Raw genomic sequence first — 20,959 nt, forward strand, 5'->3', positions numbered from 1 at the left:
GAATAGGTTATAAAAATAAAAATGACACAAATAAGCATATTAGGTTGTGGATGGTTGGGCATGCCTTTGGCAAAAGCCTTACTAACAAATGGGTTTTCTGTAAAAGGTTCAACCACATCCGAAGGTAAACTTTCTGGATTAACAACATTAGGTATTGATCCTTTTTTGGTTGCGCTTGACAGCAAAAGAATAACTGGTGCCATCAAAGATTTCCTTGACGGAAGTGAAACTTTGGTTATCGATATTCCGCCACAATTAAGAGGGAATAACAATGATTCTTTGACTACGAATGAAAAAGTATTTGTAGAAAAAATAAAGACTTTGATTCCGTATATTGAAAAATCAACGGTTACGAATGTTCTATTTGTGAGTTCAACTTCGGTCTATGGGGAAGCAAATACTACAATAACCGAAGAAACCCTTGCAAATCCCGATACCGAAAGCGGCAAACAATTACTGGAAGCTGAAGCGCTTTTGCAAGGAAATCCAAACTTCAAAACCACGATTCTCCGTTTTGGTGGACTCATTGGCGAAGACCGAAATCCAATACATTTTCTGGCAGGAAAAGAAAACTTGAATAATCCCGAAGCTCCTATTAACTTTATTCATCAAGAAGATTGCATTGGGATAATCTTAAAAATAATAGCAACACATTCTTGGAATGAAATCTATAATGGTGTATGTCCTTTTCATCCTACAAGAGAAACTTATTATACACAAAAAGCAATTGAATTAGCCTTATCTTTGCCTCGATTTGATTACTCAAAACCTTCTATTGAAAAACTTATTTTGAGTGACAAAGTAGAAAATACTTTAGGCTATACCTTCATTAAAACCGATTTATAAGTTGAGAACAAAAATAAAAACCCTTTTCAAATCCAAAGTTAATTCCATTGGATTACCTATTTTGGCCCTATGTTGGGTGAGCTTTTTCTGGGGAACCACTTGGCTTGCTTCCAAGGAAGGAGTCAAACACATGCCTGCGCTTCAACTGGCGGCTATTAGACAATTTATTGCGGGTTCTCTTTATGTGTGTTTTTTTATATTTAAGAAAACCCCTTGGCCTAAAGGAAGACAATGGAAAACCATTTTTATCCTAAGTTTACTCAATTTTGTTTGTAGCAACGGGCTTAGCACTTGGGGAGTGAAATATATCAGTAGCGGATTAGGCGCCATCATTGGTGCAATGGTTCCTTTGTGGATCGTGTTTATCAGTATTTTTAAGGGTGAAAAAATTACACGATTGGCCGTTTTAGGAATCTTGATCTGTTTTGGAGGTGTTTGTGTTATCTTTTACGAACACCTACTCGATTTTTTACAACCCGACTTCCAATTTGGCATTGTACTCTCGATAGCAGCAACTATTACCTGGGCTTTTGGAACTTTATATACCAAGAAAAAAGCGGCTAGTTTTAATCCATACTTTAGTCTGGGTTTACAAATGTTTATTTCCAGTATTTTCCTTTTTACCTTTGTAGGTGCTACTGGCGCTACCATCCCTGTATCTGAAATACCGGCCAATTCTTGGTGGTCAATTGCCTATCTGGTACTCTTTGGTTCAGTATTGACCTTTATTGCTTTTATTTATGCTTTACAAAAACTCCCTACCGAATTGAGTAGTGTTTATGCCTATGTCAATCCGATAGTTGCGGTTATTTTGGGCTCTTTTATTTTTGGGGAACCATTGACCACAGCAATTATCTTTGGCGGAAGCGTTACCTTAATTGGATTATATCTAATTAATTATGCCATGCGAAAAAAGAAAAACACTATTGAACCTATAACTGAGATCAATTAATTTTAAATATCTGATTTCATTAATAAAATTGTCCTTATGTCTCTTTTCTTTAGACTAGATATAAAAACAAAAATCCCATTTTGATAACTGATCAAAATGGGATTTTTTGTTTTATTAGCATTAATAAATTACCAAATCTTAACTCTTTTCTCTGGTACAATATACATTCCGTCACCCGCTTTTATATCAAACGCTTGATAAAAAGCATCGATATTCTGAATTGGCACATAAGCACGGTACATTCCAGGAGTATGCGGATCTGTTTTTACTTGGTTTTTCAAAGCCTCATCACGCGTTTTTGTTCTCCAAACTGTAGCCCAAGATACAAAGAAACGTTGCTCTGGTGTATATCCATCGATTAATCCTGGATTACCATTGGCTTTTAAGAACAGTTGTAAACCATCGTAAGCGGCGTTTACACCTCCTAAATCCCCAATATTTTCACCAAGCGTAAATTTACCGTCTACATGAATTCCTGGTAATGGTTCTATAGCACTGTATTGATCTGCAAGAGCGCCTCCTAATGCTGTAAATTGTTTTAAATCTTCGGCAGTCCACCAATTCACAAGATTACCATCAGCATTATAACGTGCTCCAGCATCATCAAATCCATGAGAAATTTCATGACCAATAACTGCTCCAATTCCTCCATAATTTACAGCTTCGTCTGCTTGGTAATTATAGAATGGCGGTTGCAAAATAGCGGCTGGAAATACAATCTCATTATAAGATGGATTATAATAAGCATTAACAGTTTGAGGAGACATTCCCCACTCTGTTTTATCCACTGGTTTAGAAAGTTTTGCTGAATCTTCTTGAAAATTCCAACGGTTCAAGTTTCTCATGTTCTCAAAACAATTACCTCCCTCCGCTGGACCTTTAATTTGTAAAGCAGAATAATCCTTCCATTTGTCTGGATATCCTATTTTGACATTGATTTTATTTAATTTTTCAATCGCTTTTATTTTTGTTTCTGGCGACATCCAAGTCAAATTATCAATACGATGATGGTAAGCTAAAATTACATTCTGAATCATTTTTTCCGCTTTTTCTTTAGCTTCAGCCGGAAACATTTTTTCAACATATAATTTACCTAATGCCTCTCCAATTGATCTGTTTACAGTTTGCAAAGCTCTATCTTCTCTAGGTCTTTGTTTAATAGCACCGGTTAATGTCTTACCATAAAAATCAAAATTGGCCAATTCTATAGTTGTAGACAATTCTCCTGCCGATGCATTAAGAACGGTCCATTTCATGTATTCTTTCCAATCTGCAACTTTGTTCTCGGTAAAAACAGTTTGCAAAGCTTTCATGTATCTAGGTTCTGTAACAATAATGGTGTCTAATTTTTTAAAACCTAACTCAGAGAAATAAGCATTCCATTGTATTGCCGGTGTCATTTTTTGTAAATCAGCAATCGTCATCGGATTGTATTGCAAGCGACTGTCTCTACGTTCTACTCTATCCAATCTTGGATTAGACAATGCAGTTTCAAGTGCCAATATTTTTGAAGCATTTACTTTAGCTTCTGCGGGACTCTCTCCTATAAACTGAAGCATTCTTGCTACATGAAGTTCATATTTTTCGCGTTTTTCTTTAGGATCTTTATCAACAGAAGAGTAATAATCCTTGTCTGGTAAACCTAGTCTGGCAATTACTAAATTTATAGAATTCTTATTACTGTTTTTCTCGTCAGCTCCAATTTGTAACCCGAAAAAGCCTGCAGAAATTACAGGTTCCATCTCTACTAAAAGCTTCTGTAAATCCTGAATATTTTTAACCTTATCAATTTTTGCCAAATAAGGTTTCAAAGGAGAAATTCCTTGTTTGTTTCGAGCAACGGTATCCATAATCGATTTGAAAAGATTAATCGCTTTCCCTTGATCTGTGTTCGATTTATAAATTGGATTGGCTGATGCTTCTTTCAGAATTGCCATAGCATCTTTGTCCGTTTTTTTGATTAACTCATTAAAACTCCCCCAAGAAGTTCGATCGCTTGGAATCTCAGTTTTGTCTAACCATGTCCCATTTACAAAACGGAAAAAATCATCCTTCGGTTTTGTATTTTTATCCATATACAAAACATTAATCCCTGGTTCTGTAATTTTTACTACTTTTTGTGCTTGGCCTTCTGTAACCCAAATAAAAGCTGGAATTACAAAAATAAGCCGTTTAGTTAATAAATTTTTCATTCTTATTTATTGGTTTAGATGTTATTACAAACTTATCAATATTTTTTTACAAATTGACAACAGATATAATTCCATTCATTAAAATATTCAAAAGAGAGATTCCTTTTTGTATTTTTGCAGCAAATTAAAATTATGTTATCTATTTTAAAAAAATACCGAATATATATTGGTATTGTTTTGATTTTTTCTGTTACAACTCTTTACTTATTTTATTCGGCTTTAAAACCCAATAAAACATTGCCGATTTTCAATCCGGCCGATGTAAATCCAGAGTTGGTAGACACTACCATACAATACGTTAGTAAGTACCATACCATTGCTGATTTCTCTTTTGTAAACCAAAACGGAAAAACCATTACCCAAAAAGATTATGAAGGCAAAATATATGTTGCCGACTTTTTCTTTACCACTTGTGGCTCTATTTGTCCTAAAATGACAACTAACTTGGTCGATGTACAAAAAGCGATACAAAATAACCCAAAAGTAATGTTGCTCTCTCACACCGTTTTCCCAGAAACCGATAGTGTACCTGTACTAAAAGCTTATGCGATAAAGCACGGTGTGATTGATGCAAAATGGAATCTTGTTACCGGCGATAAAAAAGAAATTTACAAAATGGCCAGAAAATCCTACTTGGCTGTAAAGCTTGGAAAACCAGAAGAGTTGTATGATATGGTACATACCGAGAATTTTGTTTTGGTAGACCAAAAAAGACGTGTGCGAGGTTTTTATGACGGAACTAAGAAAGAAGACATTCAGCGATTAATAGAAGATATTAATTGGCTTTCCAATAATGAAAAAAATGAGTAAATCTGATAATTATCAGTTTTAATTATAATAAAAAATGTATTTTTGCAATCTTAATTCAATCTAAATAAGCTTTGCAAACAACGATACATTCCCTCAAAAAAGGACAAAAAGCCATCATACTGGATTTTGATATCGACGTTATCCCATTAAAATTACTAGAAATGGGTTGTTTGCCTGGTAATGAAGTCGAATTACTCCAAATCGCTCCTTTTGGAGATCCACTATATTTGGACATTAATGGTTCTCATCTTGCTATACGTATCGAAACAGCTAGACAAATTGAAGTTGAACTCATTAAAAAATAAAGAAAAATGAGTTTAAAAAATATCAATGTTGCTTTAATTGGAAATCCAAACGTGGGGAAAACTTCGGTTTTTAACCAACTCACAGGTTTGAATCAACAAGTTGGTAACTATCCCGGAATTACCGTAGAGAAAAAGATGGGTTTTTGCAAACTGCCCAACAATATCAAAGCCAATATTCTTGATTTACCGGGTACTTATAGCTTAAACGCCAGTTCTATTGACGAAAGTGTTGTTATAGAACTTTTGCTTAACAAAAATGATCGCCTCTATCCAGACGTTGCCCTTGTGGTTACCGATGTGGAGAATCTAAAACGAAATTTACTTCTTTATACCCAAATAAAAGATCTTGAAATTCCTACCATTCTAATCATTAATATGGCTGACAGAATGGAACATAAAGGAATTACTTTGGATATTTCTTATCTCGAAGAACATTTAAAAACCAAAATTGCGCTTATCAGTTCCAGAAAAGGACACGGAATAGAGGAATTAAAGGATTTAATTGTTAGTTATAAAACCATTTCAAGCGAACCTTGCTTAAATGCTTCGAGTATTGATGTAGAATATTTTAATAATCTTCGTCATGCCTTTCCTAATCAGTTATTGTATAAATTATGGTTAGTAATTACACAAGATGTCAACTTCTTGAATCTGGAACGCAATGAAATCCGCAGTTCTTTTACCAAATCCCATTCGGATTTGAAACGATTGCAACAAAAAGAAACCATCAAGCGTTATCAATTCATCAATGATGTTCTAAAAGAAGGTTTAAAAATTGATTCTAGTATTGCGAAAGATTTTCGCAGTAAACTAGATCGCGTTCTTACACACAAAATATGGGGTTATGCTATTTTCTTCCTGATTTTATTTGTGATTTTTCAATCTATTTTTGAATGGTCCAAAATTCCAATGGATTTTATAGACAGTACTTTTGCCACTTTAAGCACAATGGCTGGCAAACATTTACCTCCGGGTGTGTTAACCAATTTGATTTCACAAGGGATAATTCCCGGAATTGGAGGTATTTTGATATTCATTCCCCAAATTGCCTTTTTATTTTTATTCATTTCCATACTCGAGGAGAGTGGTTATATGAGTCGCGTGGTCTTCTTAATGGATAAAATTATGCGCAGATTTGGATTATCAGGTAAGAGTGTAGTTCCTTTAATTTCTGGAACAGCCTGTGCTATTCCTGCAATTATGGCAACTCGAAACATAGAAAACTGGAAAGAACGTTTAATCACAATATTGGTAACTCCTTTCACAACTTGCTCCGCTCGATTACCGGTTTACGCCATTATTATCGGGTTGGTTATTCCAGATACTTATGTTTTAGGAATATTGAATGTACAAGGATTAACCTTAATGCTTTTGTATGTTATTGGTTTTGCAATGGCAATATTATCGGCTTATATCTTGAATATCATTCTAAAAGTAAAAGAGAAAACATTCTTTGTGGTAGAAATGCCCAACTATAAATTACCAATGTTCAAGAATGTGGCCATAAATGTAATTGAGAAAACAAAAGCATTCGTTTTTGGTGCCGGAAAAATCATTTTGGCTATATCTGTTATTTTATGGTTTTTGGCTTCTTACGGACCAGGAAAACAGTTTAACGAAGCCGAAAAAATAATAATCGAGAATACTAAGGCACATCCATTATCTGAAACCGAATTTAATAATGCTGTTGCTTCGCAAAAACTGGAAAACTCCTATATTGGATTAATGGGAAAAACCATCGAACCAGTAATCTCACCATTGGGTTATGACTGGAAGATTGGTATTGCTATCATCAGTTCGTTTGCAGCAAGAGAGGTGTTCGTAGGTACCTTGGCAACCATATACAGTGTTGGTGGAACCGATAATGAGAATACTATAAAAAATAAAATGGCAGAAGAAGTGAACCCAGAAACAAACCAGAAAATATTCAATTTTGCTTCGGGGATTTCATTACTCTTATTCTATGCATTTGCCATGCAATGTGCCAGTACTCTTGCCATAACCAAAAAGGAAACCAACTCATGGAAATGGCCTGCAAGTCAGCTTGTTTTTATGAGTACATTGGCCTATTTAGTGGCTTTGATTGCTTTTCAAATTCTAAAATAGCATATTATGATACAAGAAATAATAGCTTTTATCATTCTAGGTGTTGCCCTTACTTTTTTGATTCGAAAATTTTTCTTCAAAAAAAAATCGAACAAAAACTGTGGTAGTGGCGATTGCGGTTGTAGTTAATTGGGTTTTAAGACTAAAACTATCTGACTTTGTTTATCATTAAATAGCATTTCTATTAACTGCTTCCTAAATTTTCTTTCAGATTGTCATAAATCTTCATTTTTTAAAATAAAGATTAAGCATCATAATCTTTCATTCAAAAACTATCTTAAACACAAAAAATCTACAGTATAGTCGATACTAATTAATCGAATTTCTATTATAAAAACATTTCGTTTCATTTTTTTATATTAAATTTATGTCATTAATTATCAATCCCTTAATGGCTAAATTTAAAAAAACTGAATATTATGAAAAAAACGTTTATTAAAGGAATAGTTGTATCAAGTGTATTGTTATTATTAATTTCCTGTAAAAAAGAAGAATCAGCTACCGCTGCAATTGACACTAATCAAATCAAAGATGAGATTCAAGCCAAAGAAAATGAGTTTGCAGACACATACAACTCAGGAGTAGTCAAAGACATAGGTTACCATGCTGATGATGCTATAACCTATCCGCAAAACAGTCAACCAATAATAGGCAAAAAAGCAATAGTTGATTTTTTAAAAACCCATAGAGATAGTATTACAGTAGGAAGAAAAATCTCCTTTAAAACCGACGACGTATTTGTGTCAAATGATGGAAACCAAGTCGTAGAAGTTGGTAATTATAAAGTAGTCGATTCTACTAATGCTGTTGTAAATTCAGGAAACTACATGAGCTTATTTGTAAAAAGAAACGGCAAATATGTTTGCTTAAGGGATATGGGCACATCAGACATGCCAAACTAATAAAAAACAATAATTCATTACTAAAAGGTTCCCAAAAACATTTTTTGGGAACCTTTTCTATTTAATACCTCCTAATTCTTTTACCTAAAAATAGAGATGCACAACAGTGCATCTCTACAGAATAATTCATTCGATAAATAACCATTTTGGCAAATAAAAACCCCTGACAACATTGTTATCAGGGTTATATACTTTAATTCAAAAAAGGTTTATTTAGCGTCTTCTTCCGCCACCGCCACCAAATCCACCGCCGCCGCCTCGGTAACCTCCGCCGCCGCCGCCAGATCTATAACTACCACCGCTGCTTCCTCTATTAAAACTACTCGAACCTGAACCGGAACGGGAAGAACTCATATTATTGCTAGCTGATGGTCTGGATGAAGATGATGATCTATTAGCATCACGTGTTGAAGCCGAATTTCTACTTCCATCACGTGTAGATGATCTATTGGCATCACGTGTTGAGGCACTATTCCTATTGCCGTCTCTTGAGTTTCCAATATTATTGTTTCTGTTACCGCTGTTTATGTTATTATGCGAAACTCTATTCGACGAGTTTCTGCTATTATTATTATAGTTATTGTAACTATTATGATTAATATAAACATTGCTATGACCGTAATATCCTCCATGATGATGGTAATAGTGATTATGACGGTAAATACCAACTGCCATAACAGTTGCAAATCCGAACCATGGTGGATAATACCCATAATAGTAAGGAGGATAATATGGCACATAAGCCGGCGAATATACATACTGTACGATTGGTGCCTGTTCCACAACTACAGTCGTAGTTTGTGCCGGAACATTTACGGTAACAGGATTATTTCCAGTATATCCAGGATTGGCAGTAACTCCTTTTCCTGTAGTATTAGGCTCAATAATATAATCCTTACCATACAAATCTTTGTCTCCAATAATTTGCATAGAAACCTTTTTGTTTTTGTCTTTTGTAACCATGATAACAGCAACATCCTGGGTTTCTTTTTTACTTATGGGGTCTCTAAGGATAAACGTAAAATTATCTCCGTCTTTCTTGGTCTCCACTTTGATAAAATCGACTTTTTTATCATCGTTTAAATCCAAATTATTGACTTTAGTTTTTTCATCATTCAATGACTTTTCAAAGTCTTCTATAGTTTTAGACTTTTGAAAAAGATCCAAAACTGCATAAAGATCTAGGTTGTCCCCGGGCAAACCTAATTCCTCTGTATCTTTATCTGTTTGAGAAAAAGCTGTTGCTCCAAACAAGCTCATTACTATTACTAGAAGCGATAAAAATCTTATTTTCATAATATTATGATTTAAATTTGTAATGTAAATATAGCAAACTAAACTTAATAAATTATGCCTTGATTAGAATATTACAATACAAATCAAAATTTGTGCCAAACAGACAAACACCTAATATGGTGTTCACTTAACCCAATAAAATAACGACAATGTTCCGATAATGAATTTAACCACTCTATTGAAGATTCAGAATTCTAAATGAAGTATGATGTTTCGATCTAAACTAATTTCACAAATAAATTACTGGCAATCTTATTCGAAATAGCCAGTTCTTCTCCATTAACTTTAATTTTTAATGATAAATCGAAGGCTTCTTTAGATATGACTTCAATTTTAGATCCCAAACCTATTTGTTGTTTATCGAGGTATTTCAAGAAATCTGAAGAATTATCCTTTACCCCTACACATATTCCTGCTTGATTTCCCAACAAGTCTGAAAGCAATTGCTTTTCTACGGTAATCATTCGGCCTTGTGCATCTGGAATTGGGTCACCGTGTGGGTCTTCGGTAGGATTACCCAGAAAATCGTCCAGTTTATTAATGAGTTTTTCAGATTTAATGTGTTCTAACTGTTCAGCAATATCATGTACTTCATCCCAAGAAAAATCTAATTTTTCAACCAAGAATACTTCCCATAATCGGTGCTTTCTAACAATCATTTTGGCCTCCAGTTTCCCATTCTCAGTTAGCGAGACACCTTGATATTTTTTATAATTTATCAAGTCCTTTTCGGCCAATTTTTTAAGCATATCTGTTACGGATGAAGCTTTGGTTTCCATCATCTCTGCAATAGCGTTGGTACTTACCTCGGCATCTAATCGAGTCGTAAGATGGAATATGGCTTTTAGGTAATTTTCTTCGGAAAAAGTCATTTTTTACAGGTTCTAAGATTATAGATTCTGAGGTTCTTAGTAAAAAGATTTCGAAAATATCTTAGAAACTTAGCTACTCAAAACCTCAGCAACTATTTTTAATTTTTTACAATAAACAAAGGTATTGAAATTTTGTGTCGCAATTTATCGACTGTAGTTCCAAAAATCAAATCTTTTAAGCCTGTATGCCCGTGCGTTCCCATTACCAAAATATCAAAATCACCTCCATTTATTATTTCAGGGATAATTTTACGGGGATCACCAAATCCTAATTCAGTCTTAATTTTATAACCCTTTTGCGAAAGCATTTCTTTATACTCTTTTAGTAATGTTTCATCAATACTGGTTTCATGATCATCGGCTTCATCTCCATACATCATAGCGCCAACGGTTTCTACCACATGTATCAAAGTGTATTTGGCAGCTATTCCGCCTAATTCAAAGGCATGATTCAAAGCAACTTCATCTGCAGCAGAGAAATCTACTGATACCGCAATATTTTTGTTCGAATAAGTTCCTGCCTGAGAAAACTTTAGAGACAGAAGATGCGGAGAATGGTTTTGAATATCAGGTTTTGATTTCGTTACAAAAGGTTTAATTACAATATAAAGCAACAAAATCAAGAAGCTAACTGCCAATGGTACCACTGTTAACCAAAGGATTAATGGATTATCTGAAGACTCCAACCATCCTTGAATTTCAGAGTAAACCAATTTAGCGTTGAGCGAAACGATAATTAAAGCTACTATCCATGAAGCTATTTCTGTGGTTCTGCTAATGTGAAATCCTTTCATCCTTTTTTTATCACTCACAAAATGAATAAGCGGTATGATGGCAAAACCTAACTGTAAACTTAAAATTACCTGACTTAGAATCAACATTTTTCCAGTAACGCTTTCACCAAAGATAAAAATAACGATTATGGCCGGTACAATTGCTATTAAACGGGTAATTATTCTACGAACCCATGGCTGAATACGTAAATTTAGATAACCTTCCATAACAATTTGACCCGCTAGCGTTCCGGTAACTGTAGAACTTTGTCCAGCTGCTATTAAAGCTACTGCAAATAAAGTGGGGGCCCATTTAGTTCCTAATAACGGTTGCAAAAAACGATAAGCATCTTGAATCTCTGCCACTTCATACATTCCGTTTTTATAGAATGTTGCTGCTGCCAAAATTAAAATAGCCGCATTGACAAAGAATGCCAAGTTCAAAGCAATTGTTGAATCTATAAAATTATACTTTATGGCTTGCTTGATACCTCCCGAACTTCTATCAAATTTTCTGGTTTGCACCAAAGAGGAATGCAAATACAAATTGTGAGGCATGACCGTGGCACCAATGATTCCAATAGCAATATAAAGGGCCGATTCATTGGGTAACGAAGGAACTAAACCATAAACTACTTTCCCTATTTCCGGTTGCGCAAATATCATTTCGAATATAAATGAAAATCCAATAATAGTAACAAGTACGATGATAAAAGCTTCCATTTTTCGAATCCCTTTATTGATAAGAAAAAGCAATAAAAAAGTATCTAAAACAGTAATCACAACCGCTTCAACCAAAGGGATTCCAAACAATAAATTAATACCTATTGCCATCCCCAGGACTTCGGCCAAATCACAAGCGGCAATAGCGATTTCGGCAAGAAAATAAAGAATATAATTAATGAATTTTGAATAGGTTTCCCGTGAGGCCTGCGCCAAATCACGTTGAGTAACAATTCCCAGTCTGGCACTTAAACTTTGCAATAACAACGCCATTAAGTTACTCATAAGCAACACCCATAATAACGCATAACCAAACTGACTTCCTCCCGCAATATCTGTAGCCCAATTTCCCGGATCCATATAGCCAACGCTGACTAAGTAAGCTGGCCCAAAAAATGCTAATATTCTTCTAAATATAGTGGTTTTATTTTGCGTAGTAACCGATTGGTGTACTTCTTCTAATGATTTAGACATTTTTAAATATTTAAAAAACAAATGTATAAAATAACTTTACACTTCTAAAATATTTTTTTTAGTTTTGTCTAAAATTAATTTTGATTTAAATGAAAAAAATATTTTTACAATCCAGCATAGCTTTATTACTATCAATTATTACGTTGACATCCTGTGAAGCTACGTATACTGACATACCGGCTGATGATGCTGTTTTAGACGGAACCATAGAGGGACTTTCACAAGAAGAATCGGCTCGCTTCCTAAAAGGGGATGCCGCTTTCAATGAGGTATTTACCAGTAAAACAGGACTAGGCCCAACCTTTGTGTCAACAAGCTGTGTGAGTTGTCATGCAGGCGATGGAAAAGGACACCCATTTACTACTCTTACTCGTTTTGGACAAATAGATGAAACAGGAAATTTATTCTTAAATCAAGGCGGGCCTCAATTACAAAACAGATCATTGCCTGGACATTTACCAGAACAAATCCCAGCGGGAGCAACTTTTGCCAAGTTTACCCCTCCTGCAAATACAGGCTTAGGCTTCTTACAGTTTGTAACAGATTCAGACATCATAGCAATGTCTGACCCAAACGACAGTAATAATGACGGAATTTCAGGTGTTCCAAACTGGATAGACATTCCCAATTTTGTAATTCCCTCCTCGACTGCTATGTCACAAAACGGAAAATATATTGGACGTTACGGCAAGAAAGCTGCTGCTCATAATTTATTGCATCAAACGGCAAACGCATACAATCAAGACATGGGAATAACATCCGTATTCAGACCAATTGATACTTATACTCATTTAGAAATCGATCCTGAAATTGCCACAGCTACCGTAAATGACGTTGTTTTTTATTTACAAACACTGAAAGCTCCTATTCAACGCAATCAAGAAGATGAAACTGTAAAACAAGGAGCAGCGATTTTCAATCAAATTAATTGTACAGGTTGTCATAAATCAGAATTGAAGACCGGACACTCACCTATCAAAGCCCTTTCATACAAAACATTTGCTCCATATACCGATTTATTATTGCACGATATGGGAAGCGGTTTAGACGATAATTATACTGAAGGAAACGCAAAAACTTTCGAATGGAGAACACCTCCGTTATGGGGAATAGGTCTTTCGCAAGGTTCACAAGGTGGCAATCTTTTCTTAATGCATGATGGTAGAGCTAGAAGTATTGAAGAAGCCATTTTGATGCATGGTGGAGAAGCAACAAAAAGCAAAAACAACTTTAGTGCACTTTCCAAATCTGACAAAGAATCATTATTGAAATTTATAAAATCATTGTAGCTATGAACAGAAAAGAATTTTTAAAAACATGCGGATTCAGTTACTTAGCGGGAATAACTGGTGTCTCATTATTAGAAAGTTGCAGTTCATCATTAGCAATGTCAAAAGAGATAGTTGGTTCTGATATACTATTGCCAATAGCTGATTTTGAAATAAAATATAATGGAAAAACTAAATATAAAAAATACATTATAATACAAAACGAGCTATTAAAATTTCCTATTTGTGTTTATCGATTTGACACTGAAAATTATACTGCTTTATTAATGGAATGTACCCACCAAGGAGCCGAATTACAAGTATATGGAGACAAGCTTCAATGCTCTGCTCACGGAAGTGAGTTTAACAATAAAGGCCTTGTTGAAGATGGTCCTGCAACAACTCATTTGAGAAATTTTCCGATACTGATTGAAAACAACATCCTAAAAATATCATTAAAAAAATGATTTCAAAAAAAATAAAAATCACAACTGTCCTCTTATTAATACTCTCAGCAGCACAAGCCCAAATTGATGAAAGTCTTTTAAAAAGAGTCAAAAAAGATAGCACAAAACAATCTCTGAACATGGACGCAATCTACAATAGACCGTCTATGAAGCTAGGAAAAACACCTTTGGCAATTGGTGGTTATCTTGAAGCCAATTGGCAACAAATTGAAACTGATGGAATATCCGAAGGGCAACAATTTCAAGCAAGAAGATTGTCTATATTCATGTCTGCAACCATAAGTGAACGAGTTAAGTTTTTAAGCGAAATTGAATTTGAAGACGGAGGAAAAGAAATCGGTATTGAATTTGCCGCTATAGATGTAGAATTTACACCTCTCGCAAATTTTAGAGCTGGGATAATACTAAATCCAATAGGTGCATTCAATCAGAACCATGACGGTCCAAAATGGGAATTTACAGATAGACCCGTATCGGCAACGCAAATGCTTCCGGCTACATTTTCTAATGCTGGAGCAGGCATATTTGGAAAAAAGTATGTTAACGACTGGATGTTTGGTTATGAGGCATACCTTTCAGGAAATTTTGATAACTCCATAATTGATAATCCAGAAAACAAAACGTTCTTACCAGCTGCTAAACTCAATCCAGAACGCTTCGAAGAAATAAATAGTGGAATTCCTCTATTTACAGGAAAACTGGCAGTCGGAAATAAGAAAATAGGAGAATTAGGGATTTCTTATATGAATGGAGTTTACAACAAATTTCAAGATGACGGGATAACTCTGGATAAAAAAAGGAGAGTAAAAGTTTTTGCTTTAGACTTTAATACCACAATACCTAAAACCAAAACCTTCATAACAACGGAATGGGCTTGGATTTCGGTTGATGTACCAGAAACGTATTCTCAGCAATATGGCAATAAACAATATGGAGGATTTATGGATATTGTTCAACCTATTCTAAAAAGACCAATGCTAGGATGGAAAAATGCGAGTCTTAACATTGCTTGTAGATTGGAATATGTAGATTGGAATGTCGGTACATTTAATGAAACAGGAGGAAACATTTCCGAAGATTTTTGGGGCATTACACCTGCAATAAGTTTTAGACCTACTTCAGAAACCGTTATTAGATTCAATTATTTGTATCAAAAGAAAACGGACATCTTGGGTAATACTCCATCAACTACTACAGGTTTCAACCTTGGGATTTCGAGTTATTTTTAACGTTTTCATCACAAGAATCAGAGATCAATTTTTTATATAAATCATATCACGACAAAACATAGTGTTTATATTACATTTTAACTGATGTCTGATTGGCGACTATACTAACTGTTTACAAATGATACTTTCTAAAAAAATTGAAAATAAATGTATTGTTCAAAATTATTTTAGAAGTAAAGCAATAGCAATCAAACTATAACAAAACTTTATACTTCAAATTAAGTTCTTGCAACTAAACTTTGTAACTTTGCAGCTCAAAAGTTAAACTTAAAATAAAAAATATGTATCCAGAAGAAATGGTAAAACCTATGCAGGCTGAATTAACAACTGCAGGTTTTCAAGATTTACATACTGTAGAGGCTGTAGAAAATGCAATAAAATCAGCAGGAACAACACTTGTAGTAGTAAACTCTGTTTGTGGTTGTGCTGCTAGAAATGCACGTCCAGGAGCAAAAATGAGTTTGGATAATGCTAAGAAACCTTCAAATCTAGTAACTGTTTTTGCAGGAGTAGACAGAGAAGCGGTTGAAGCTGCAAGAGGATTTATGTTTCCTTTTCCTCCTTCTTCACCAAGTATTGCTTTATTCAAAGACGGTGAGTTAGTTCACATGTTAGAACGTCACCACATTGAAGGACGTCCAGCTGAAACAATAGCTGAGAACTTAAAAGATGCTTTCAACGAGTATTGCTAAGCTTTAAAACAGATTAAAATCAAAAAACCATCCCGAAAAGGATGGTTTTTTGATTTTAATCTTATTTTTTCTTATTTCAAATTAAATCCAATTACGGCACCTAAACCAAATTGATAAGAAACTGCATAATCCTGTACGGCATAAGGTCCCCAGTAACCCCAATAGGTATCTGTACCTGCAGCAGCCCAAGTCGAAATAAGATTTGCTTGAAGGCTTACAGAAACACTAGAGTGCGTTTTGATTTTAACCCCCCCTTTGAGTTCCCATGCAAAATTAGTGTCGCTTCCTCCATATGGTCCCTCAGTAATAGCCATACCAAGTCCACCTCCTAAATAAGGAACTGCATTGCTTCCGCTATCAAAATAATGATTACCACCTATTAAGATATAATTGAATGCCCCGTTACCATTTTTATCATTGTATCCAGCTATATTATTAGGGACATCAATATCCATAGAAGTATCTAATCTTAAATATTTAAGCTCTATAGACGAGTTTTTTTGTGGGAAAAATTCAAATCCAGCACCATATGTAAAACCATCCCCTATTTTTAAATGCCCGTAATCAAAATTTACGTTGTTAGAAAAAGTGTAGCTTCCGTGAAGGTCTAGTACAACTGATCCTCTATCTTGAGCCATCATACCTACTGAAAATAAAAATGCGATTACTAATAAACTGTACTTTTTCATAATTTTTTCTATTTAGTTGTTTCTAACAAATATAATAAAAAATTTAAAAATATTACAAAATATTTGTTAAACAGGGTTTGGTTTACAGTCGTTTATACAACAACAAAAACATTTTGTAAGAATGTCAATTTTTTAAATTCGGGGCAAAAAAAAGCAACTCCATTGAGTTGCTTTTTTTTGCTGACAAATGCAGTATTAGTTAATTTCCATTTCTGGAATTTCACCTTCAATTATTAAGTTGGCTTCTGTAGATGCAATAATATGTTCTACACTTACTCCTGGAGCACGTTCCAGTAGTTTAAACCCTTTTGGAGTAATTTCTAGTACTGCCAATTCAGTCACTACTTTTTTAACGCAACCCACACCTGTTAATGGTAAAGTACATTTTTTTAATATTTTTGATTCTCCGGCTTTATTAACATGCATCATCGCCACTATAATATTCTCGGCCGAAGCTACAAGATCCATCGCACCTCCCATTCCTTTAACCATTTTTCCAGGAATCTTCCAGTTGGCAATATCTCCATTTTCTGAAACTTCCATAGCACCAAGGATCGTTAGATCTACATGCTGCCCACGAATCATTCCAAAACTAGTTGCGGAATCAAAAAAAGAAGCTCCCGGTAAAGTTGTTATGGTTTGCTTTCCCGCATTAATAATATCTGCATCTTCATCACCTTCGAAAGGGAAAGGTCCCATGCCCAGAACACCATTTTCGCTTTGAAATTCGACGTCAATTCCTTTAGGGATATAGTTGGCCACCAAAGTAGGTATTCCGATGCCTAAATTGACGAAATAACGATCTTTCAATTCTTTCGCAATTCGTTTTGCGATTCCTATTTTATCTAATGCCATGTCTCTTATGTATAAATTTAAAAAAAGAAAAAAGTAATCTACTCTTTTTTAGATTTTCCTCATTCTATTCTCTTTACTCTATTTTTGATACTTAACTTCTACTCTCTTTTTCTGGTAGTGCGTTGTTCGATTCTTTTCTCATATCGTTCCCCTTGGAAGATACGTTGTACTAAAATCCCGGAAATATGAATTTGATTAGGATCTAAGGTACCTGCCTCGACCAATTCTTCTACTTCGGCTATGGTAACTTTGGCAGCACCACACATACATGGGTTGAAGTTTCTGGCTGTTCCTTTGAAAATAAGATTTCCTGCAGTATCTCCTTTCCAAGCTTTTACAATGGCAAAATCGGCTTTGAAAGCGTGTTCCATAATGTGCATTTTACCATTAAATTCACGAACTTCTTTGCCTTCAGCCACTTCGGTTCCATAACCTGCAGGTGTGAAAAAAGCTGGAATTCCTGCTTGTGCCGCTCGACATCTTTCTGCCAAAGTTCCTTGTGGAATAAGATCTACCTCAAGTTCCCCAGAAAGCATTTGACGCTCGAATTCTGCATTTTCACCCACGTAGGAAGAAATCATTTTTTTAATTTGCTTTTTTTGCAATAACAAACCTAGACCAAAATCATCAACTCCAGCATTGTTTGAGATGCAAGTTAAATTTGTGGTTTCTTTTTGGACCAATTCGGCAATAGCATTTTCGGGTATGCCACACAATCCAAATCCACCAAGCATAAGGGTCATCCCGTCTTCTATTCCTTGTAATGCTTCTTGAACGGTATTTACTTTTTTGTTAATCATAATAATCTTTTTATAACTATATCGATTTCGTTTTAATTTTAAAAGCTACAGAATTTTCTATTTTCTCTGAAGTATCATTATTTAATGAATTAAAAAATCAACTTCAATTGAAGAAAACGAATTTATAAAGCAAATCTAATAAAATAATCGCATTAATTTGGATTCAAAAAGCGTATTAAATTAGGATAATGTTTTTTTATAGGGATTATAAAAATAAAATAGGATAAGAAGCAGGAGTTGCGTGAGGGATAAAAACTAGCTACCAAAGTAGCGCGGATAGCCCGACACCATAAAGAAAAGGGACCGAATCACTGGTATAGTGAATTGGTCCCTATGGTGACACGCCTTAATGTTTTTAAAAAACCCATTGTTGGCATGAAACATTTCTTTTACAATGAAAATTCTTCAGTATCCTGTTCTGGAGTTGCGGTGGTATCTTTGACTACTGCTGCTCTTGGTGTGTAACAATCTACTTTGATAGAAAGATTCTTTGGTCTTTCAAAATCTTCTTTAGATACGTTCAAGGCTTTGTCATCATAGCACTTATTCATAAAATACCCCCAGATAGGTAATGCCATTGCGGCTCCTTGTCCATAAGTAAGGCTTTTAAAATGTGCCGAACGATCTTCACAACCTACCCAAACTCCTGTTACAAGGTTAGGTACCATTCCCATAAACCAACCATCTGATTGATTTTGAGAAGTTCCTGTTTTACCTGCTATTGCATTGGTAAACATATATGGATATCCTGTCCAGCGTTTGTCTCCGTTTCCTCCGTTTTGAGTTCTCAATCTAGCTCCAGAACCAGTTTCGGTTACACCTTCTAATAATTTAATTACCGCAAATGCGATGTCTTTGTTCAAAACATCATGAGATTCTGGAATTGGTTCGTAGATTACTTCACCACTTTTGTTTTCAATTTTTGATAAAAATTGAGGCTTTGTATAAACTCCTTGGTTGGCAAATGTACTAAAAGCGGCCACCATGTCTTCTACCGTTATTTCAACCGCTCCCAAAGCAATAGAAGGCTGATTGATAATTTCTGATTTTACTCCCAATTTATGAGTTAATTCTATTACGGCTTCAGGACCTACTTTGTCTATTAATTTTGCCGAAATGGTATTTATAGATTGAGCCAAAGCTTGTTTTAAGGTCACCATTCCGCGGTATTTGTTATCCGAGTTTCTAGGTTCCCAGTCTTCAGTTACATGATGACGCCCTGTTCTAATCATAAAAGGTCCATCAAGTATAGAATCACAAGGTGACATGTTCAATTGTTCGATTGCCGTAGCATAAACAAACGGCTTAAAGGTAGAACCTACTTGTCTAGCACCTTGTCCTACGTGATCATATTGAAAATATTTGTAGTTGATCCCTCCAACCCAAACTTTTATATTACCCGTTTGTGGTTCCATGGACATTACTCCTGCTTGTAAAAAATGCTTGTAATAACGAATGGAATCCATTGGGGTCATGATGGTGTCTCTCTCACCTTTCCAAGTGAAAACCGTCATTTTTGTTTTTTCATTGAATGATTTGATGATTTCCTCATCACTTTTCTCTTGCTCTTTCAAAGCTGCCCATCGACCAGATGATTTCATGGCCTGATTCAAAATACGTTGCGTTTCTGCTTCAGTAATATTTACAAAAGGAGCATTTTTATTGTCTTTAGACTGTTCAAAAAATTCTTCCTGCATGTTTGCCATATGAGCAGCAACAGCTTCTTCTGCATAAGCTTGCATTCTTGAATCGATAGTCGTGTAGATTTTAAGACCGTCTTTGTAGATATCGTAATCAGATCCGTCGGGTTTTTTGTTTTCTTCTACCCATTTTTTCATGTAATCACGCAAATATTCTCTAAAGTAAGTTGCTGTTCCTTCTCTATGACTTTCTAGTTTGAAATGCAGTGTAATAGGCAAACTTTGTAATTGATGCTTTTGATCTTCAGTAATAATATTAGCTTTTTCCATTTGTGAAAGCACCACATTTCTACGGTTTTTTACTCCAACTGGATTTTTAACTGGATTATAAAGTCCTGAATTTTTGAACATACCCACTAAAATAGCCGATTCATCTATAGTTAAATCTTTTGGCTCTTTAGAAAAATAGGTTTTTGCCGCAGAGCTAACCCCTACAGAGTAGTTCCCAAAATCATACACATTGCAATACATGGCGATGATTTCGTTTTTCGTATACTGTCTCTCTAATCGAATGGCAATAATCCATTCTTTAATTTTTTGCACAATTCGGAAAGGCAAAAACTTAGATCCTTCTCCGTGAAATAATTGCTTGGCCAATTGTTGGGTTAATGTACTTGCCCCTCCGCTTGTTCCCAAACTAGCAATGGCTCTTAGGGTTCCTCTTCCGTCAATTCCTGAGTGTTCGTAAAAACGAGCATCCTCAGTAGCTACCAAGGCTTGAACCAAATTTTTTGGTAAATCAGAGTATTTTAATGCAGAACGATTTTGTTTGAAATATTTACCCAAAACGACCCCGTCTGAAGAGATGATCTCCGTGGCCAAATTTGAATCCGGATTTTCTAAATCTTCAAAAGATGGCATGGATCCAAAAAGCCCCCAAGAAGCAAATAGGAAAAATAAAGCAATTATTCCCAATCCATAAAAGTAAATCTTCCAAAATTTCTTGGCATAATATTTCACATCTTTATCGATGTTTTTTGTTTGAGTGTTGTTTTTTTTAGCAGCCAT

At 34.9% G+C, this 20,959-nt stretch carries 19 protein-coding genes; 11 read left to right on the forward strand and 8 right to left on the reverse strand.

From position 1 onward, the window contains the following. Window positions 1–21 precede the first annotated feature (21 nt). Complete coding sequence (locus OZP08_RS02905; protein ID WP_268848261.1) at window positions 22–846, forward strand: Rossmann-fold NAD(P)-binding domain-containing protein; 825 nt, start codon at window positions 22–24, stop codon at window positions 844–846. Window position 847: 1 nt separating this feature from the next. Continuing rightward, entirely contained in the window at window positions 848–1,798 is a 951-nt protein-coding gene (locus OZP08_RS02910) for a DMT family transporter (protein WP_268848262.1), read from the forward strand. A gap of 128 nt (window positions 1,799–1,926) precedes the next feature. Here the strand turns inward: OZP08_RS02910 and OZP08_RS02915 are convergent, their stop codons facing one another. Further along, the gene (locus OZP08_RS02915) at window positions 1,927–3,990 is read right to left on the reverse strand and encodes a M13 family metallopeptidase (RefSeq protein ID WP_268848263.1); all 2,064 of its coding nucleotides are present in this window, start codon (window positions 3,988–3,990) and stop codon (window positions 1,927–1,929) included. 132 nt (window positions 3,991–4,122) lie between these two features. Between OZP08_RS02915 and OZP08_RS02920 the strand changes: the two genes are divergently transcribed. From OZP08_RS02920 to OZP08_RS02940, 5 genes are all read left to right on the forward strand, one after another. Next, window positions 4,123–4,800: an SCO family protein gene (locus tag OZP08_RS02920; protein WP_268848264.1), complete on the forward strand. Its 678-nt coding sequence runs from the start codon at window positions 4,123–4,125 to the stop codon at window positions 4,798–4,800. A gap of 71 nt (window positions 4,801–4,871) precedes the next feature. After that, a complete protein-coding gene (locus OZP08_RS02925; RefSeq protein ID WP_268848265.1) occupies window positions 4,872–5,105 on the forward strand; it encodes a FeoA family protein in 234 nt (77 codons plus the stop codon). Window positions 5,106–5,111: 6 nt separating this feature from the next. Further along, complete coding sequence (gene feoB, locus OZP08_RS02930) at window positions 5,112–7,211, forward strand: ferrous iron transport protein B (RefSeq protein WP_268848266.1); 2,100 nt, start codon at window positions 5,112–5,114, stop codon at window positions 7,209–7,211. 6 nt (window positions 7,212–7,217) lie between these two features. After that, window positions 7,218–7,340 (forward strand): FeoB-associated Cys-rich membrane protein, encoded by a 123-nt coding sequence (locus OZP08_RS02935; RefSeq protein WP_281322942.1) that lies wholly within the window; start codon window positions 7,218–7,220, stop codon window positions 7,338–7,340. Between the two features lie 290 nt (window positions 7,341–7,630). Beyond that, window positions 7,631–8,113: a YybH family protein gene (locus OZP08_RS02940; RefSeq protein ID WP_281322943.1), complete on the forward strand. Its 483-nt coding sequence runs from the start codon at window positions 7,631–7,633 to the stop codon at window positions 8,111–8,113. A gap of 213 nt (window positions 8,114–8,326) precedes the next feature. Here the strand turns inward: OZP08_RS02940 and OZP08_RS02945 are convergent, their stop codons facing one another. The 3 genes from OZP08_RS02945 to OZP08_RS02955 all read right to left on the reverse strand — a co-directional run bounded on the left by OZP08_RS02945 (window position 8,327) and on the right by OZP08_RS02955 (window position 12,251). Continuing rightward, window positions 8,327–9,409, reverse strand: a complete 1,083-nt coding sequence (locus tag OZP08_RS02945; protein ID WP_281322944.1) for a hypothetical protein — start codon at window positions 9,407–9,409, stop codon at window positions 8,327–8,329. 218 nt (window positions 9,410–9,627) lie between these two features. After that, a complete protein-coding gene (locus OZP08_RS02950; protein WP_268848269.1) occupies window positions 9,628–10,281 on the reverse strand; it encodes a metal-dependent transcriptional regulator in 654 nt (217 codons plus the stop codon). Window positions 10,282–10,379: 98 nt separating this feature from the next. Then, a complete protein-coding gene (locus OZP08_RS02955; protein WP_268848270.1) occupies window positions 10,380–12,251 on the reverse strand; it encodes an Nramp family divalent metal transporter in 1,872 nt (623 codons plus the stop codon). A gap of 89 nt (window positions 12,252–12,340) precedes the next feature. Here OZP08_RS02955 and OZP08_RS02960 point away from each other — a divergent pair, with 89 nt between their 5' ends. The 4 genes from OZP08_RS02960 to OZP08_RS02975 all read left to right on the forward strand — a co-directional run bounded on the left by OZP08_RS02960 (window position 12,341) and on the right by OZP08_RS02975 (window position 15,907). Next, window positions 12,341–13,540 (forward strand): di-heme oxidoredictase family protein, encoded by a 1,200-nt coding sequence (locus tag OZP08_RS02960; protein WP_268848271.1) that lies wholly within the window; start codon window positions 12,341–12,343, stop codon window positions 13,538–13,540. A gap of 2 nt (window positions 13,541–13,542) precedes the next feature. Next, window positions 13,543–13,986 carry a Rieske (2Fe-2S) protein gene (locus tag OZP08_RS02965; RefSeq protein WP_268848272.1) on the forward strand — a complete coding sequence of 148 codons (444 nt, stop codon included), beginning with the start codon at window positions 13,543–13,545 and terminating at the stop codon, window positions 13,984–13,986. Further along, window positions 13,983–15,215, forward strand: a complete 1,233-nt coding sequence (locus OZP08_RS02970) for a hypothetical protein (protein ID WP_281322945.1) — start codon at window positions 13,983–13,985, stop codon at window positions 15,213–15,215. Before OZP08_RS02965 ends, OZP08_RS02970 begins: the two co-directional genes overlap by 4 nt. A gap of 281 nt (window positions 15,216–15,496) precedes the next feature. Next, window positions 15,497–15,907, forward strand: coding sequence for a BrxA/BrxB family bacilliredoxin (locus tag OZP08_RS02975; protein WP_268848274.1), 411 nt, complete (start codon window positions 15,497–15,499; stop codon window positions 15,905–15,907). Window positions 15,908–15,978: 71 nt separating this feature from the next. Here OZP08_RS02975 and OZP08_RS02980 read toward each other — a convergent pair whose 3' ends face one another. From OZP08_RS02980 to OZP08_RS02995, 4 genes are all read right to left on the reverse strand, one after another. Then, a complete protein-coding gene (locus OZP08_RS02980; RefSeq protein ID WP_281322946.1) occupies window positions 15,979–16,596 on the reverse strand; it encodes an outer membrane beta-barrel protein in 618 nt (205 codons plus the stop codon). A 195-nt stretch (window positions 16,597–16,791) separates the two neighbouring features. Then, the gene (locus tag OZP08_RS02985; RefSeq protein WP_281322947.1) at window positions 16,792–17,451 is read right to left on the reverse strand and encodes a CoA transferase subunit B; all 660 of its coding nucleotides are present in this window, start codon (window positions 17,449–17,451) and stop codon (window positions 16,792–16,794) included. A gap of 98 nt (window positions 17,452–17,549) precedes the next feature. Continuing rightward, entirely contained in the window at window positions 17,550–18,251 is a 702-nt protein-coding gene (locus OZP08_RS02990; protein ID WP_268848277.1) for a CoA transferase subunit A, read from the reverse strand. A 389-nt stretch (window positions 18,252–18,640) separates the two neighbouring features. Next, on the reverse strand, window positions 18,641–20,959 hold the full coding sequence (locus tag OZP08_RS02995) for a penicillin-binding protein 1A (RefSeq protein ID WP_281322948.1): 2,319 nt from the start codon (window positions 20,957–20,959) through the stop codon (window positions 18,641–18,643).

Source organism: Flavobacterium aestivum (genome assembly GCF_026870175.2).
Classification (GTDB): Bacteria; Bacteroidota; Bacteroidia; order Flavobacteriales; family Flavobacteriaceae; genus Flavobacterium; species Flavobacterium aestivum.

Coding starts and splice junctions, on each gene's coding strand:
- OZP08_RS02905 (WP_268848261.1), top strand. CDS start 22: ATGACACAAATAAGCATATTAGGTTGTGGATGGTTGGGCATGCCTTTG.
- OZP08_RS02915 (WP_268848263.1), bottom strand. CDS start 3,990: ATGAAAAATTTATTAACTAAACGGCTTATTTTTGTAATTCCAGCTTTT.
- OZP08_RS02920 (WP_268848264.1), top strand. CDS start 4,123: ATGTTATCTATTTTAAAAAAATACCGAATATATATTGGTATTGTTTTG.
- feoB (WP_268848266.1), top strand. CDS start 5,112: ATGAGTTTAAAAAATATCAATGTTGCTTTAATTGGAAATCCAAACGTG.
- OZP08_RS02935 (WP_281322942.1), top strand. CDS start 7,218: ATGATACAAGAAATAATAGCTTTTATCATTCTAGGTGTTGCCCTTACT.
- OZP08_RS02940 (WP_281322943.1), top strand. CDS start 7,631: ATGAAAAAAACGTTTATTAAAGGAATAGTTGTATCAAGTGTATTGTTA.
- OZP08_RS02945 (WP_281322944.1), bottom strand. CDS start 9,409: ATGAAAATAAGATTTTTATCGCTTCTAGTAATAGTAATGAGCTTGTTT.
- OZP08_RS02950 (WP_268848269.1), bottom strand. CDS start 10,281: ATGACTTTTTCCGAAGAAAATTACCTAAAAGCCATATTCCATCTTACG.
- OZP08_RS02955 (WP_268848270.1), bottom strand. CDS start 12,251: ATGTCTAAATCATTAGAAGAAGTACACCAATCGGTTACTACGCAAAAT.
- OZP08_RS02960 (WP_268848271.1), top strand. CDS start 12,341: ATGAAAAAAATATTTTTACAATCCAGCATAGCTTTATTACTATCAATT.
- OZP08_RS02965 (WP_268848272.1), top strand. CDS start 13,543: ATGAACAGAAAAGAATTTTTAAAAACATGCGGATTCAGTTACTTAGCG.
- OZP08_RS02970 (WP_281322945.1), top strand. CDS start 13,983: ATGATTTCAAAAAAAATAAAAATCACAACTGTCCTCTTATTAATACTC.
- OZP08_RS02975 (WP_268848274.1), top strand. CDS start 15,497: ATGTATCCAGAAGAAATGGTAAAACCTATGCAGGCTGAATTAACAACT.
- OZP08_RS02980 (WP_281322946.1), bottom strand. CDS start 16,596: ATGAAAAAGTACAGTTTATTAGTAATCGCATTTTTATTTTCAGTAGGT.
- OZP08_RS02985 (WP_281322947.1), bottom strand. CDS start 17,451: ATGGCATTAGATAAAATAGGAATCGCAAAACGAATTGCGAAAGAATTG.
- OZP08_RS02990 (WP_268848277.1), bottom strand. CDS start 18,251: ATGATTAACAAAAAAGTAAATACCGTTCAAGAAGCATTACAAGGAATA.
- OZP08_RS02995 (WP_281322948.1), bottom strand. CDS start 20,959: ATGGCTGCTAAAAAAAACAACACTCAAACAAAAAACATCGATAAAGAT.